At 57.2% G+C, this 16,283-nt stretch carries 14 protein-coding genes; 7 read left to right on the forward strand and 7 right to left on the reverse strand.

What is annotated here, in order from left to right:
• Positions 1-3: 3 nt before the first annotated feature.
• The 3 genes from R3C98_RS15830 to R3C98_RS15840 are packed head-to-tail and all read left to right on the forward strand — an operon-like array spanning position 4 to position 2,586.
• Complete coding sequence (locus R3C98_RS15830; protein WP_371315041.1) at positions 4-846, forward strand: ABC transporter substrate-binding protein; 843 nt, start codon at positions 4-6, stop codon at positions 844-846.
• Complete coding sequence (locus tag R3C98_RS15835) at positions 843-1,832, forward strand: FecCD family ABC transporter permease (protein WP_371315042.1); 990 nt, start codon at positions 843-845, stop codon at positions 1,830-1,832. Before R3C98_RS15830 ends, R3C98_RS15835 begins: the two co-directional genes overlap by 4 nt.
• The gene (locus R3C98_RS15840; RefSeq protein ID WP_371315043.1) at positions 1,825-2,586 is read left to right on the forward strand and encodes an ABC transporter ATP-binding protein; all 762 of its coding nucleotides are present in this window, start codon (positions 1,825-1,827) and stop codon (positions 2,584-2,586) included. Before R3C98_RS15835 ends, R3C98_RS15840 begins: the two co-directional genes overlap by 8 nt.
• Positions 2,587-2,720: 134 nt before the next feature.
• Here R3C98_RS15840 and R3C98_RS15845 read toward each other — a convergent pair whose 3' ends face one another.
• Positions 2,721-3,317 carry a hypothetical protein gene (locus tag R3C98_RS15845; protein ID WP_371315044.1) on the reverse strand — a complete coding sequence of 199 codons (597 nt, stop codon included), beginning with the start codon at positions 3,315-3,317 and terminating at the stop codon, positions 2,721-2,723.
• Positions 3,318-3,690: 373 nt separating this feature from the next.
• On the opposite strand from R3C98_RS15845, the gene R3C98_RS15850 reads away from it, so the two are divergent.
• Complete coding sequence (locus tag R3C98_RS15850) at positions 3,691-4,170, forward strand: MarR family winged helix-turn-helix transcriptional regulator (RefSeq protein ID WP_371315045.1); 480 nt, start codon at positions 3,691-3,693, stop codon at positions 4,168-4,170.
• Positions 4,171-4,228: 58 nt separating this feature from the next.
• On the opposite strand, the gene R3C98_RS15855 is transcribed toward R3C98_RS15850, so the two are convergent.
• The 6 genes from R3C98_RS15855 to R3C98_RS15880 form a co-directional block, all read right to left on the reverse strand.
• Positions 4,229-6,001, reverse strand: coding sequence for a DUF3604 domain-containing protein (locus R3C98_RS15855; RefSeq protein WP_371315046.1), 1,773 nt, complete (start codon positions 5,999-6,001; stop codon positions 4,229-4,231).
• Positions 6,002-6,110: 109 nt separating this feature from the next.
• Complete coding sequence (locus R3C98_RS15860) at positions 6,111-8,384, reverse strand: TonB-dependent receptor (protein ID WP_371315047.1); 2,274 nt, start codon at positions 8,382-8,384, stop codon at positions 6,111-6,113.
• Between the two features lie 325 nt (positions 8,385-8,709).
• Positions 8,710-9,690, reverse strand: a complete 981-nt coding sequence (locus R3C98_RS15865; RefSeq protein WP_371315048.1) for a HupE/UreJ family protein — start codon at positions 9,688-9,690, stop codon at positions 8,710-8,712.
• Positions 9,687-10,670: a peptidyl-prolyl cis-trans isomerase gene (locus R3C98_RS15870; protein ID WP_371315049.1), complete on the reverse strand. Its 984-nt coding sequence runs from the start codon at positions 10,668-10,670 to the stop codon at positions 9,687-9,689. Before R3C98_RS15870 ends, R3C98_RS15865 begins: the two co-directional genes overlap by 4 nt.
• A complete protein-coding gene (locus tag R3C98_RS15875; RefSeq protein ID WP_371315050.1) occupies positions 10,585-11,229 on the reverse strand; it encodes a carboxymuconolactone decarboxylase family protein in 645 nt (214 codons plus the stop codon). The genes R3C98_RS15870 and R3C98_RS15875 overlap by 86 nt, the downstream gene beginning before the upstream one ends.
• A gap of 128 nt (positions 11,230-11,357) precedes the next feature.
• On the reverse strand, positions 11,358-11,948 hold the full coding sequence (locus tag R3C98_RS15880; protein WP_371315188.1) for a VOC family protein: 591 nt from the start codon (positions 11,946-11,948) through the stop codon (positions 11,358-11,360).
• 276 nt (positions 11,949-12,224) lie between these two features.
• Here R3C98_RS15880 and R3C98_RS15885 point away from each other — a divergent pair, with 276 nt between their 5' ends.
• From R3C98_RS15885 to R3C98_RS15895, 3 genes are all read left to right on the forward strand, one after another.
• A complete protein-coding gene (locus R3C98_RS15885; RefSeq protein WP_371315051.1) occupies positions 12,225-12,902 on the forward strand; it encodes a TetR/AcrR family transcriptional regulator in 678 nt (225 codons plus the stop codon).
• A complete protein-coding gene (locus R3C98_RS15890; protein ID WP_371315052.1) occupies positions 12,899-14,755 on the forward strand; it encodes an arylsulfatase in 1,857 nt (618 codons plus the stop codon). Before R3C98_RS15885 ends, R3C98_RS15890 begins: the two co-directional genes overlap by 4 nt.
• 163 nt (positions 14,756-14,918) lie before the next feature.
• Positions 14,919-16,247: a cytochrome P450 gene (locus tag R3C98_RS15895; RefSeq protein WP_371315053.1), complete on the forward strand. Its 1,329-nt coding sequence runs from the start codon at positions 14,919-14,921 to the stop codon at positions 16,245-16,247.
• Positions 16,248-16,283 lie beyond the last annotated feature (36 nt).

The following is a 16,283-nucleotide window of genomic DNA, read 5'->3' on the forward strand; positions in this document are numbered from 1 at the left end:
GCAATGTCGAGACTGATGATCCTGCTTGTGTTGACCGGCCTGGCTGCCTGCGGCGTTCCCACCCAGACGCAGGCACCGGATTCCCGCCGGCCCATGAGGATTGTCAGTCTCGACTACTGCGCCGACCAATATGTCCTGAAACTCGCCGACCGTGATCAGATCCTCGCGCTCTCACCAGAAGCGGCGAGAGACTATTCCTACATGCATGACGCCGCGGCGGGACTGCCCACAATTCGTCCTGTGACGGAAGATGTGCTTCTTCTGAAGCCGGACCTCGTCGTGAGGGCCTATGGTGGCGGACCGGACGCGGAGGTATTCTTCAAGCGTGCGGGCATCCCCGTGCTGACCGTGGGCTGGACCACCAGCATCGATGGCGACGACGCAGGTTCGATCCCGAGCATCATACGGCAGATGGCCGACGGCCTTGGCCAGAGCGAACGTGGCAGCGAACTCGTGTCGGAGTTTCACAACCGCCTCAACGCCATCAGCAAGCGAACGGGCGGCAAGACTGCGCTCTACATGACACCTGCCGGTGTTACCAGTGGCCCCGGTTCCATGATTCATGAAATGCTGGTCAGCGCCGGGTTCGAGAATTTCGAACAAGAGCCCGGTTGGCGCTCTCTTCCACTTGAACGGCTCGCCTATGGACAGCCGGATGTAATCGCCGCCGCTTTCTTCGATCAGTCCGGCCCCGCTCCGGACTCCTGGAGCCCGATGAAGCACCCCGTCGCCGAACGGCAGATGCAGGACCAGCCAGTCATTCAGCTGCAAGGCGCATGGACCTCCTGCAGCGCGTGGTTCATGATTGACGCCATTGAGGCGCTGGCAGAGGGGAGTGACTCATGATGCAGCGCCTCCTGATTCCGGCCCTCGCCCTCGCCTGCCTTGTCGCGATCTTTACGGCCTGCCTGCTTGGTTCCACCCCCCTGCCAGTGGAGCGCGTTCTCGCGGCCTTGGTCGGCGGAGCAGACATTGGCGACCGGCTTGTCGTCTGGCAGATCCGTCTGCCGCGCGCCTGTGCGGCTTTCTTCACCGGCGCAGCGCTAGGGATCAGCGGCGCGGCTTTGCAAGGTCTCCTGAGGAACCCGCTTGCCGAGCCCGGTGTCCTTGGCGTGTCGGCATCGGCCTCGCTCTTTGCGACGTTCTCCCTCTATTACGGTCTCGCGGCGCTCTCGCCCTGGATCCTGCCGCTTTCGGCCATTACCGGTGCCATGGCCGCTACCATGCTCATCGCCTTCGCCGCACTCCGGACACAGTCAGCCGTCACGCTGATCCTGATCGGTGTCGGCCTGTCGAGCTTCTCCGGTGCGGCAATGAGCCTGCTCATGAACCTCGCGCCAAACCCGTTTTCGCTATCCGACATGATCAACTGGATGCTGGGCACAGTCGCCAATCGCAGCTGGCAGGAAATAGGCCTGGCCACACCTTTCCTGGTCTCCGGTACCGCGATCCTGCTGGCGTCGCGGCGTGGCCTCTCTGCCCTCACGCTTGGGGAAGAAGCGGCCAGCGGCATCGGTCTCGACCTGCGCACACAACGCATCCTCACCGTTCTTGGCGCCGGGCTCGCCACCGGCGGCTCCGTCGCCCTTGCCGGAGCGATAGGGTTTGTCGGCATGGTCGCGCCGCATCTCGTCCGCCCCTTTGTTCAGCATGATCCCGCCCGCTCACTCGTGCCTTCTGCCCTGCTTGCCGGGTTGATCCTTGTCATTGCAGACATTGGCGTGCGTATCATGCCGACCACGAACGAATTGAAACTCGGCGTCGTCGCCGCCTTGATCGGCGCGCCTGCCTTTGTGTGGATCGCCATGCGGAGAGGTGCGCACAATGGCTGAACTCCTGACTCAGAATCTATCGGTCGAAACCGCTGGCACCACATTAGTGAAGGACGCGAACCTGCGTCTGGTCCCCGGCGAACTCGTGGCCCTGCTCGGCCCTAATGGCGCCGGAAAGACCAGCCTGCTGCGTGCCGCACTTGGCTTGCAGAAACGCACGGCCGGCTTTGCCACGCTTGACGGAACCGACAGCCAAAAACTGTCGCCCATGAAGCGTGCCCGCCGCATCGCCTACCTGCCCCAGCAGCGCTCACTCGCCTGGCCAAACACGGTTCGCGATGTCGTCGCCCTCGGCCGGTTCACCTACGGCGCCGCCCCCGGACGGCTTGGCCAGCAAGATGCCGCAGCGATCGATACGGCGATCGAACGCTGTGATCTTCTGCATCACATGGATCGGCCGACCGACACGCTTTCCGGCGGAGAACTTGCGCGCGTCCATTGCGCCCGCGCTTTTGCGGCTGAAGCGCCGCTGCTGATCGCAGACGAGCCCATCGCTGCACTCGACCCGCGCCACCAGTTCAGGATCATGGACATGGTCCGCCAGTTCGTCGACGAGGGGGGCGGTGCGCTCGTCGTACTGCATGATATTGCGTTGGCCGCACGTTATGCGACCCGCATGGTCTGGATGAAAGACTCGCGGATCGTGGCTGACGGTCCGCCGGAGGAGACGTTGACGCCCGGCCGGCTCGCAGAAATCTACGGCGTGCGGGCACGCGTTGAAGGCAAGTCCGTTGAAATCGAAGGCACGCTGTAAAGCCCGATGACCGGACGGATGCATCCGGAACGTTCCCTTCTCCTGAAACCCGCCACCCAGACGTATCTAAGCCAGCATCCTTATCCGGAATCGCTTCTGGCGATCCGGCAAGACTTTCTGTTTTGAGGCTCGCCTCAACTCGTATCAGGCCATCCCTTCAGCGCCGCGAGCAGCTGCACGGTCAGGCCACCTGACACAAGCCCAAGCGCAGCGGGCATACGATGCGTGTTCGGGATTGGCGGCACAAAGGGCCTAGCTTCTCCCGCTGCTTGCCATCGTTCTATCGTGCGAGCCAGACGGCGTGCTCGGCGCTTGTGGAATTTCAACGTATCCAGCATGGCCTGCCAGCGGGCAATAAGAGGCGCCGCGGAGATGGGTCCGCGATGAGGCACAGATACCGGTCCTTTCAGGAAAGACGGACACGGCCCGACTGGCGGCGGCACCATGGTGAAGATGTAGCGGTACTCCCCATCCGGCTTTTTTGGCTCATAATAGTTGCTCCCGGCGCGGGGCTTTAGCGGGACGAGTTCCCGTTGCATTTGCAGGGCCACCACAAAGATCAGCCGGCGGAGCAGAACCGCCAGACGCCTCAACTCCGCTCGCACCCGCCTGTTCACCGATTTCGAAATCAGCTCTGGCATCTTGAACAAATCGGCGTTCACGCCCGCCACGGCAATGGCGCGCGCAATCGTGTACCAGGCATGGGAGAGGAAATCGGTGCGCTCTGTCATGCCGAGAACCTTCCCACGCAAGCATAAGGGGGAGGATAAACGGCCGTACTTCTGCTGGAATCTTCACTGTTCGCGGCCACGAGGCGTTGGATATCGCCTTCGCTATCCGCGGAGCTTGCGCCCGTCTCGACACGATACGTATGACACACGTCCGCAACCGGACCGGCCAAACGAAAGACCACGGATCATAATTGCAATACCGTCGTGACGGTGACCGTAGGGATCTGTAACCTGTACAGGAATGCAGTCATCAATTGGGCGTTTATCGTTCGGGCGCCTTATCCACTTGAAATATTGAACAAAACTGCTGAATTGGCTTAAAGGTCCGAGGCATTTTCCGATGCCGGCATGAAAACGGAGCAATTTTTTGGACGTGACAGATCAAGAAGCTGGAGAAATCAGTACCGCGGGCGCCTTGTTGCTGGGCCTGCTCAATGGATTCTCCTGGATTGATGAAGGTTTGCAGAACTATATGCGCTCCAGGGGATGGCCGTCCGTCACCCGCCCACAATCCATGGTCATGGCAATTATCGTCATGGGGGTTGTTCACCCTTCCGATATTGCAAGGCGCCTTGGGCTTACACGACAAGCGGTCCACAAGACGCTGAGATCCATGATCGAACTCGACATGATTTCACTTGTCGCAGACCCGTCGAACAAACGGGTGAAAATTGTCGAGCTTACCGAGACCGGCCTGGCTATGCGGAAAGATTCCGGAGACGCCGTGCGGCTGATACTGCTGCTTCTGAATGACCGCCTCGGCACTAAACGCGTGAAAGACGCAATCGACGTCCTCTCCGACGACTGGGGTGAAATCCCGACATTCGACACGGATGTTTCAACCGGCCAGTGAATGACCTCAGGTGACCGAGATGCAGGCAATGCAGCAACACATCGCCTGCACCTTCAACTCAGTTACCTGAAGGGAGGTACCAGATCGGCGAGGCCCAGGCACGTTCCTGAATCGTGCCAACGGCTTGCGGGAAGTCGTCACACCGCCCGGCAGCCTCGCACTTCACCTGAGACCAACGCTTCGTCGGCGCTTCCTTGACCCGGGCATACCAGAAAGCCGGTGCTGCCGGATCGAACGAGGGATCACTCCAAACCGCACAAGCTTCGCGTCCGGATTCCGAGCGTGTCCAGATGGGCTGAACCGTCTCCGAGACGTCTCCATCCGCATAGGCCCCCTTGATGATCTCGATTTTGTCGAGATCCTCGCGGTCTGCTTTTGCCCGCACGATGAAATTCGGTGTAGCTGCCGCTTCCTCGAATTGCCCACCCATGGTGACGGCAGAGTCTGGAAGGCCCGGCAGGCCACAGCTCAGCGTTTCGCCCTGTGTCGCGGCAGCGAAGCGGAGTTCAATTCTGGGTCCGCTCGTCCCGTAGACTTCGCGGCGCTTGAGGGCCGCGAAAACCGCTTCCCGCGTGTTCTCTTCCGCCCACACCGCAACGATGCCGCCGGGGTTGAAATCTACCCGTGTCATCATGGCGTCCAGATTGCCAAGGGCAAAGCCAGGGCCGCCCCATGCCGCCTCATCGACAAATCCGGGAGTTGCTTCGTGATTATCCGTAGACCCGATAATACCGAGCTGCAGTGGGTTGCCCAGATCAGGCCGCGCCTGATAGGCCGCCAGCCCGCGCAGCAAGAGGCTGCGCACATATGTGCTGCGGGTCTTTTCCCACTCCTCCTGTTCGAAATCCTCCCGCGCTTTCGCTTGCGAATGAGAGGTCAGGTAGAGTTCGAAATTGCAGTCATCTTCGTCGGTCACCCCGAATGCCGGCAAACATTCGCTGGTGCCTTTTTCCTGATGGATTTCCGCCAGGCGCTCATACTTGGCACGCAGGAGCAGGTTGGCTTCACTTTCGGTCTCGACATCGAAGCTGATCCCGTCGCCCATATTCATATTGTGCGGGATGGCGACGACATCGCAACCATCTTCCGGCCGGCATTTCCGCTCAAGCTGTTCCCAGAGCTGGGAGACATCCGGATACCGGAGATAGTCGATCGCCTGCGCCGTGACCTGATCGGAAGCAAAAACCAGATTCCTGTGGGTGTGGCGGAATGACGGCGTTGCCGACCATTCAAATCCGACAAACGCGGTGAAATTGCAGGGATCATTGGCCGCATTCGCCGCAGTCTGTACGCGCTCCCACTGATTTCCCGCGGCAACGGCGCACCGCTCCGGATCCTCTTCGCAGATGGGTGTCTTTTTGGGCTCTGGCCCTGTCAGCGTGGGAACGACATATTCCCGGAACAACTGGGCTCCGATGCGTGGTGAGGATTTCTGCTGGGTCAGACTCTGGCAATAGAGATCGTCCGCTCGCTCCGGGTCCGTACAGATATACATGAGATCGAGCCATTCGGCATGATCTGTGACGGCTGTAAAATCCAGAGGGCGCTCCAATTGCGCAGAATGCCCCATAAGATCGATGCTTCCGCCTTTCGCGAATGCAAACGCATCTTCCGGGCCCGCGATCGTACCGAAGGCATACGCATCCAGCGACAGTGCCGTGTGTACGTGAAGGTCGCCCCAGAGGGCACGCTTTTCGCCGTCCTGAAAGCTGTCGCAATGAACGGAATCCACCGGCTGCGCCGCCGCTTCACTGGCGCCTTGCTGCAGCGAACTTTCCGCTTCCTTATCCGACATTGCCGTGGGCTGCGTGCCGCCCCAGCAGGCGGTCATTAAAGCTGCCAGCAAAAGCAAGCTTCCCGAACGAATTACTCGGCGCATATCGGTACTCCGCAACAATAAAAACGGACGCGGCAGACATAAGCCCGCCGCGTCCGCGAGGTTAGAATTTGAAGCTTACTTCCACACCAAATTCACGAGGAGGCTGGTAATATTGGATGATCGGCGCCGTACCCGCCTTTGCCGAACCTGAGATAACATCCTGGTCGGTCAGGTTTCGGCCATAGGCGACCAGCCGCCACTGATCATCCTTGGCGGCGAGCGTAACGCTTCCGTTCACCAGAATGACCGAGTCGCGGTAGAATGCCGGATCATTGCTACGACCCCATGTGTTGTATTCATCCGTATACCGGAAATCCACATGTGTCCGCAGATCCGCGAAGCTCAGCGGCATATTGTAGTCAATCACGACACTGCCGCTGTAGGGTGGCGCATTGGCAAGATCGAGATCCGAATTATCGATCGGAACAGAAAACACACCAATCGGCACCCCGTTCACCATCACTTCTTCAGCCGGGCCGCACTGATTCGGTTCAGGTGAACCGTCAGTGAAAGCCCCGTCAACATCGGCACAGAAGTCGGTAATCTTCGCATCCAGATAGGCGAAGTTCACACCAATCGAAAGCTGATCGGTCGGAAGCCATAGCCATTCGACCTCCAAGCCAGAGGTTTCGATGTCTCCGATATTCCGGGTAGTATTTTCAGCCCGCACAGCCCCCTGGCTCGTCACGGATCCCTGGAAGTCCTTATACTCGTTCAGGAAAGCGGCAAGGTTCAGACGCATGGTATTGTCGAGCAGATCGCTCTTCATACCGATTTCGTAGGCCGTCACCGTTTCCTCATCATAAGGACCGATGGATTCACGGACCGTACCGCGGGAATTGAAGCCGCCCCCCTTGTACCCGGTTGCCACCGAACCATAGAGGTTCACATTGTCCGAAGGGCTATACTGAAGCGCGACGCGAGGCGTGAAATTGTTCCAGCTATTGCTGAGCTTGTCGGCGAAGGATGACGGGGGAACATAGTTGCCGCCGACAAACACATCCGCATCAATCTCGTAGTCTTTTTCATCCTGCGTATAGCGTCCGCCAAGTGTCAGGATCCAGTTTTCGGCGAAGTTCCAGTCACCTTGGGCAAACACAGCGTAGCTTCGCGACTCCTGGGAAATCGTCGACAGGCTGAGGACCGGCGGAGCAGGCCGGACCGTATTGACCTGAGTAAAATCGTCGAGGCTCGCAAACACGCCGACGACATAGTCGAAAGAAGTTCCGGTGCTGGACGCAAACCGAAACTCGCCACTGTATGCGTCGCTTTCAAAATCGCGCGTCACGTTCAGGCCCGGCTCAGGCACGGTCAGTCCGTCGAAATCCCCCTGATTGAGATAGGAGATATTGCGGAAACCGATCACCGAGGTGAACGTTCCATAGTCCTGACTCCAGCTTGTTTCCCAGGCAACGCCGCTTGAATCAGTATTCACGAACGGATCGAAATTATATGCGGCCACACGGATATCATTGCGGGCCTCAGCCGGTAACAGCATGTAGGCGGCAGAGCCATTGTCTATGACATGTCCTGCCGGTCCAACCGTGTCTTCAGAGATCGCATCAACGGTGATGGTCGAAGTGAGATCCGGGAACGGGTCAAAGGTCAGCGCGCCGCGGAAGGCTGTGACATCATTCGTATTGAGATCCGAACCGGTGATCGTATTTGTCGAATAGCCGCCATATTCCCGGATATTCATGGCTAGCTTTGCGGCCATCTTACCATCGGCAAAGCGTCCGGTGTTCAGTTTTGCCCGCAGCTGGTGAAGCTCGTTTTCGCCAAGCGTTATGCGGATTTCTCCACCAAATTCATCAGCTGGACGAGACGTGATGACGTTGAGCGTTCCGGCGAGATTGTTCTTTCCGAACAGCGTCCCCTGCGGCCCCTTGATCACCTCAATTCGTTCGATATCGAACAGGTCCAACATCGTACCTGCCGTAAACGGAACATAGACTCCATCGATGATCGTGCTGATCTTTGGGTCACTGTTCGGATCTGGATCGCTGTGGCTGATACCCCGGATCGAAATCATCGGCACATTCGGAATCAGCCCCTGCGTCTGAAGCACGACATTCGGGCTGAGACCGTTCAGCGCAACGAGATCAACAGCTCCGGGCGCTTCCGCCGTTTCCTTTGAAAAAGCCGTGATGACGATCGGCACGTCCTGGAGATTCTGTTCGCGCTTTTGGGTCGTCACAGTCACGGTCGACAGGCGCGCCTCATCCTCGGCTTCTCCGGAGGTCCCGGCATCCTGCGCATTTGCAGGAAGAGCAGACAGGGACAGAAGTGTACCGAGCACGAACAAGCTGGCCGCTACGGGCGTCTTTGTATTCACATTTTCCTCCCATGCTCATTTGAGCATTTTTTTGTTTTCAACAGGCGGATTGTGCCTTGGCGGCTTTCTGATTTTCCGGTCCTGCCTGTTGGTGTGCCCCACATCCCTAGCGAAGCGACAACGTCAACTTAGTATACGGTTCGAAAAGGACTGTAAACCAAATTTACGGTTTGATTGATGGTCGCGCGCGATTTAATTGTGTGCAGCGCAACAAGATGTTCCGGACACGATAGAAGTCCGCTGAATGAATGCAGGTCATGGCACGCTCGGCATTTGTTCAGCGCCAATGCAGGCAGCTGCAGCTCAGAATTCCCGTTCAAACGGCTTAAAGCATCCGCTCGATCAGCCACTTCATGGCAACAATCCCGGTGGCATAAACCGCTACAGGCCGGACGGTCTGATACAGTTTCACCCGTTTCAAAACGGCAAGCAGCGTCAGGACCACAGCCACGAACAGGAGCTGCCCAGCTTCTACGCCGACATTGAACGCCAGGAGGCAAGCCGGCAGGGCCTCGGGAGGCAAACCAATGTCAAGAAGCGCAGATGCAAATCCAAACCCGTGCAACAGTCCGAAGACGAAGGCGATTAGCCAAGGAGCCTTTTCGGACAGCCTGTCCGGGTCCTGCCGGACGGCCAGGACTTCACTGGCCAGAAACACGATCGACAGGGCGATCACCGCTTCCACCGGTTTCACCGGCATGTGAACGGCCCCAAGCACCGTTGCTGCAAGGGTCAGGGAATGGGCTACCGTGAAGGCCGTGATGGTCAATGCGAGTTTACGGAGATCCCCGATCAGGAAAACCAGGCAGAGCACAAAGAGCAAATGATCAAGCCCGCCGAGAATGTGCTCGACACCAAGCTGGAAATAGGTGGTCAGAACCGTGCCCGTTCCGCCATATGCCGGCATACTCACGTGCGGGATCCGGGATGTGGCGCGCAGGCTCAGCGCATGACCTGAAGTGCGGACATAGCGCACCAGCACATCACTGCCCGCCCCCTGCAAACCATCGAACCGCAACGTTCGACCGTCCAGCACTTCCGAACACGCAACGCGCCAGGATTCAATCGGTTCCCCGGAAGACGCCATCTGAGCGGAAAGCCTGCTGACAAGGCAATCTGCCGGAAAGACCGGCGCCACACCGAGCGAACTGCCGGCCCGGGTGGGTGGCTTCCATGTCACCTCATAGCTGGTCAGGCCATCCTGGGTGACTTCTAAATATCCCGACCTCAGATCGTGTGCGGATGCTGGAAGCCAACCGATCATCGAGGCAACCCATCCAAGCAGGAGAAACCTGACGAGTTTCATGACTCCACGTCATGGACTTGAATCTTGTAAGTGGACCGCAGGCGTTCATACGCCGCCTGTTGAAGTTCCGTCCGCTTCTCAACCACCCAGGCCGCGCGCACGGCGTTTTCCACCTCCTTCAACTCAGGTCCGGCAGGTATTTCCTTGAGGTCTACGCGGATCAGGTGAACGCCAACAGACGACACAACCGGCCCGGACCACACCCCGACAGGCAGCGCGGCCAGCCTTTCGTAGAAAGTCACCCCGAATTTCCGCGATACTTCGAGACGGCCCACACCGACGAACCGCTCCCCTTCTCCGCCTTCCGCATTTCCTCCGGCTTCGAGGGCAGATCTGCGCACCTGAACCTCACCCGTATCCATGGCTTCAATGCGGACCTGTTCAAAGGAATAGATTGGCTCCGCAGTGAAATCTTCTTTGTGCGTTTCGAAATAGGCCGCCAGTTCGTCCGGCCGAGGCTCTGGAACCACAATGACATCTGACGTCAGAAACCGCATCTTGCTGCTGAGGTATTGGCGAACGACCGGATCGTCTTCATCCAGCGCCATAGCCCTGGCCTGACGAAAGTAGACTTCATCCTCCACCCAATCGGATATCAGCGTGTCGAGCTCGTCATCAGTTGGAGGCCGGGCCCAACTGCGTAACCATTCCGCTTTCAATCTGGCGATCTCGGGTTCCGAAACCGATATCACATCCTGGCGTGCAGCCGCCCCTCCCGAGGCAACCGAATCCACGAGAAAGATTGCAAGCGCGCCCAGAAGGAAATGGAGGAAGGGCTGGCTGAGGAACCTGCGCAATCCTGTACCGGAGGAACGAGTTCCGGAGGTGTCTTCCATCATCTTTCGAGCGCTCTTTTCTGGTGCTGCAGGCAAGCGCGCATACGCGCAGTTACTGTTATTTCGATCCACTACCAGACAGGAAGTCTGTCGCGTTGAAGTCTTCGGGGGCATCCACTTCAACGATCGGCTCAGGCCGGTCATCGTATTCGGTCCGAAGTGCGCGGGACATGATCCCGTGCATGATATACAGGCTTGTAATATAGGTCAGCTCGAGAATTTCGACATCACTCAGAAACGTCTTCAGGCGCGCCATCATCTCCCCTGGAACCCGCCCGTCCTGAGCTGCCAGACAATCGGTGAACCCGAGAACCGCACGTTCGTTGGCGTCGAACAAGTCCGAAGCCGGCCAACAATGAACAGCCGCAATCTTGTCGTTGGCAACACCGAGCCCCCGCAAGGATTTGCAGTGTTGTGAGTATACGAACTGGCTGCCGACCAGCCATCCCGCCCGGGTCTGGCCCAGTTCACGCAGAACCGGGTCCAGCTTCCGCTCCGGGCTACGATAGACTTTGAAACCATCAACCGAATGCTGGAAGATATCTTTCGACAAGGCAAAGACCGACCACCAGTCTCCAGGCGTTCCGGTTGAGGTGCCAGGTTCCTCGATCGGGTCACGGTCCGGCCCGAACAGGAAGTTGAAGTAGAATTTCATCGTTTCATCGGTCACCTCTCGGCGAGGCAACGGGGTGATGCTTGGCATGGGAGCGCTCCTGTAGAGTTTTATCAACAAAATCCGGGAGGGCACTGCGGCGCCTCCCGATCTGTCGGGAATGAGGGAGTACCGGCGCGCTGGAACAAGCCTGCGGTCAGTGCCGGGTAGGAAAAGGCTCAGGCGCGTCCGGTGACGAGCCCATCTACTGGCGTGCCATCCGCCCCCACAGGGTCGTGCACAACGTCGCGCGATGGTGTGAGAGGCCTGTGCCAGGCTGCAAATTCGAGACAGATGCCATCAGGGTCAAAGAAATAGACAGACCGGACAAACACGTCATCGTGGAGTTCTGGTGATATCTGCATATCCGAGTCATCATGGTTCATAACCGGCGTGATATCGATGCCCTTTTCCTTCAGCTTGTCGCAGTAGGTATCAAAATGTTCTGCAGGCACATTAATGGCGATGTGGTTCATGGATCCATGTGCTGAAGCGATCGGCCCGCGCATCGGCAGGTATTGGGGCGCAGCGATCCCTGGCGCCGCCTCAGGCGCGTCCGGAAACCAGAAAAAGGCGATACAGTCCCCATTTCCGACATCAAAGAAAAAATGCTGCCCCATGCCGAAAGGCAGGTTCAGCGTCTTGGTCAGCTTCATTCCCAGCTTGTCCCGGTAGAACTCTACCGTACGCGCCATGTCCTTACAGACGAGCGCGAGATGATTCACGCCCTGAAATTCAAATTCAGCCTGCTTTTTACTTTCGGACATTATTCGCGCCTCCCTGATATATTATCTCCAAAGCAATATGCCGAACAAATCCCATACGTCAACCTCGTTGACGTTTTGAATTCAACAATAAATTGTCCCAGTCTCATCCTCTGGTTCGCCGCTGAGCGATAAGGACCGTATACGGATTTCCTTGCCTGCACCCTCTCCTCGTCCCGCATCATTTTGCGTCCCGAGATCCCGACGGCATAAAATTCTGAAAAATTGCAATTGACCGTTTGGACAAGAGAGAACTATGACTAGTCCAATTGGTCAACAAGAGTGAGCACCCAGGTGACCTCAAAGCGCAATAAAATCATCCCACTACAACCCACTGAACGCCGCAAGCGCGGAGAGGCACGCGACCTCATTCTGGACGTGGCACTCGAACAATTCTCCACACTCGGCTTTGACGGAATGACAACCCGGGGACTGGCAGACGCGTGTGGGGTAAATCACTCACTGATCACTTACCACTTCGGCGACAAGGACAATTTGTGGAAGTGCGTGATGGAAGCATTGTTTGGGCCTTTCGTTGAGCGGCTCAACGCCCGCACCGAAGGCCTGGGCAATCTTGAACCCGAAATTGCCATGAAGATTGCCATCCGGGATTTCGCTGCCTTCTGCGCGGAACGTCCCGAGCTTCACAGGATCATGACTCTGGAAGGACGCCACCAGACCGGCCGCCTGGAATGGCTGGTCGAAAACTACATGCAGGGCGTATTCGATACTGCTGTTACCCTGATTCAACAGGGACAAAAGCAGGGAACGATCAAGCCAGGTAACCCTGCAAGGCTTTACCACTCCATCGTCTCGATCGTGGGGGCATCATTCGCCTATGTACCGCAATATGAAATGCTGACCGGAGAAAAGACAGACCCTTCCGTCATCATTGAAGAAATCATGCTTCTGATCGAGCGGATCGCATTTGTACCCAATCATGAGCAGAAACCGCGATGATTTTTCCAGCGCCAGCCACGGTCAAAAGAACCGCTATCGCATTGGTGGTATGTATATTGGCTTCCATTCCGGTTTCGTCCGCGTGGGCGCAGTTGGGCGAAGGCGACACTTCCAAACCAGCACCCAACTTCATCCTCATTGTCGCGGACGATATGGGATGGGGCGATCTGGGGGCGTTCGGAAGCGAGATCAATACGCCAAACCTGGATGCCATAGCCGCATCAGGTGCTGTACTGACCAATTTCCACGTCTCGCCGACCTGTTCACCAACACGCGCCATGCTCCTGACAGGCGTGAACAATCATGCTGCAGGCATAGGAACCCAAAAGGGCCAGGCCACCCCTAATCAGCTGGATTCCGAGAATTACCGGGGAGACCTGCTAGACAGTGTGGCGACGATTGCCGAAGTGCTCAAGCCGCACGGATATACGACAATGATATCCGGAAAATGGCATGTCGGATTTATAGATGGACAACATCCGGACCAGCGGGGTTTCGACAAATCCTATGTGCTCCTGGATGGCGGCGCCAGTCACTTTGACGATGCCCTTCCATTGAAGCCGAAGGAGCCTGTGCGGTATCTGGAGAACGGTGTGCAGGTGTCTTTGCCAGAAGGGTTTTATTCGAGCCTGAACTACACGGATAAAATTCTGCAGTACATCTCGGAACAACCTGCTGGCTCGCCCTATTTTGCTTATGTCGCCTACACGGCGCCGCACGATCCGCTTCAGGTGCCCGACGATTGGCTGGGTCGTTATGCAGGCCAATATGATGACGGGCCAGAAATCACTCGATCGACGCGGCTACAGGCAGCCCGGGCGCTGGGCTTGATCCCCGAAGACGCCACTGTTGGCGCTCCGACCAACCCGCCCGCCATTCTGCCATCGCATGAGACGCCTTGGGACAAAAGATCACCTGAGCAACGTGCGCTCGATGCAAAGCCGATGGAAGTCTATGCCGCCATGGTTGAGTACATGGACGACCAGATTGGGCGGATAGTCGACCTGGTGAAGGAACGCGGCGAGCTCGCCAACACCTACTTCATATTTTTATCCGATAACGGAGCCTCTCCAATTGCCCCCCTATCCTATCCCGGCACTAGCCGTGAGTGGCTGCTCGCGAACCGCGATATGGACCCCGCACATGCCGGCCGCAAAAATACGCAAACTCACCTTTCTTTCGGTTGGGTCTCCGTGGCGAACGGGCCACTCGCCCTATTCAAGGGCACTACGTATGAAGGCGGGATCCGCACCCCCCTGCTCATCTCCGGTCCAGGTATCGAGCCCACGGGTTTCGTCCCCGGTTTTGCGCATGTGAAAGATGTTGCACCGACGCTTTACCAACTGGCCGGGATCGACATATCGACAGATGAAACATTCCGTGACCGCACAAAGCCTGAGGGACAGTCCCTGCTGAACATTCTCGGATCAGACGCTCGCGAACACGGGCCTGTGGTAACCGAGCTCTTCGGCAACTGGTCCGTTACCGATGGAAAATGGAAACTCCTGTCGGTCGGCCCACCCATTGGTGATGGCACCCCGGAACTCTATGACCTCTCGAACGATCTGGGCGAAACGAAAAATGTCGCCGCTGCGCATCCGCAAGTCGTTGCCGAGCTTCACTCGGCCTATAAGGCCTACGCCAACGAAAATGGTGTTATCCCGCCCTACCCTCCGCTCACCCGGGATCTTGCCACCACCTATAGCGGACCATGCGGCTGGCTATGCCAGACCCGCTTTGGCCTGGGAAACTTCCTGATCGTAAAACGCAACCGGCAGATAAGCTTGCTAATGATCGGATTACTTTCCATTCTCGTCTTAATCATAGTTGGCCGCCGTATCAGCAGGTCATGAGAACCGTGATTCACTTTGTCTTCTGCTTTGCTCAGAAGCACATATGGGACTTCTGCAGTGCCCCTGCTGAACAACGTTCAATTAGATTATTCCACCACTTGATAGCGCCACCCTTTCTGAAAACTCAGCCGCTGACGGCAATCAAACATCAATGGAGCCAGACATGACGCTCGTAAGCGACAACCTTCTGTATGACACGCCGGTAAGGACACCACAGTTTCCTGCCGTGTATCCGCAGTTCAATGATTTCGTATTCTGGAATCCCAATTCCTGGACCAAGGGACCGCCTCACAGCCTCTTCGACCGTATGCGATCACAGGCGCCGGTCATGTGGACCGATGCAGGCAAGAAGCTTGCGGGTTTCTGGTCGATTACGGGCTATGATGACATCAAGACTGTCGAACTGAATTCGGATATCTACTCATCAGAACGCGGCAGTATCAATCTGGCCATGCCACGCGAACGACCGAAAAAGTATCAACGTCTGGCGAACGCCGCTGTGAACAGCCTGATCAATCTCGACGCACCGCGCCATATGCAGTTCAGGATTCAGCACAAGGATTTCTTTATCCCGCAGTATGTGAACCAAATCGCCGATCGGGTCAGCGCGCGTGTCAACCAGCTGTTGGATGATGCCGAACGGGCCGGACCGGTCGTCGATTTCGTGAAGAAATTCTCCGAGAAGCTGCCACTATTCACGCTTTGTGAAATGCTCGGCATCGACGAGGAAGACCGCCCAAAGATCATCCGGTGGATGCATTTTCTGGAACTTGCCCAGCAATTTGTCTCCAGCCCGGCGCGAACTTTCCTTTCCGAACCGACCTTTCCTTTCCTGTTCGATCGGAATGTGCAGGAGATGTTCGAATACGGAAAGCGCATATTGGAGGACCGGCGGCGGAATCCGAGACATGACCTTCTTTCGGCGATTGCTGCTGCAGAGCTCGACGGCGTGCCTTTGTCACAGGAATGGCTGGACGGCTCGTGGCTTCTGATCATTTTTGCTGGAAATGACACGTCCCGGAACTCGATCTCTGGTACGTTGCGCCTGTTGACCGAGTTTCCGGACCAGCGACAGCTTATCCTGGATGATCCTTCACTTGTTCCTGCCGCTGTGCAGGAAGCGTTGCGGATGATCTCACCCGTAATGAACATGCGCCGGACCGCGCTGGCTAACAGCGAACTGAACGGGCAACGGATCGCCAAGGATGAGAAGCTGGTCTTGTGGTACGGAGCCGCAAACCGTGACCCTCGTGTTTTTGAGAATCCACACCGGATGGACATCACGCGGGAAAACGTCACCAAGCATCTCGCTTTCGGACATGGTCCGCACAAATGCCTCGGCAGCCGCATCGCTCAGATGCAGCTACAGATTTCTCTGTCAAAAATACTGGAACGCTTTCCGAACATCGCCTGGACAGGCAAGCAGAAGATTTCACCAAACAATCTCGTGCACGCAATTTCGAACCTGGAGGTCAACCTCTACGGCAACTGACGCTTTGGAGGCTGCTATACACGGCTCGGTACCTGT

This window comes from Hyphomonas sp., assembly GCF_041398465.1.
In the GTDB taxonomy this organism is placed as follows: Bacteria; Pseudomonadota; Alphaproteobacteria; order Caulobacterales; family Hyphomonadaceae; genus Hyphomonas.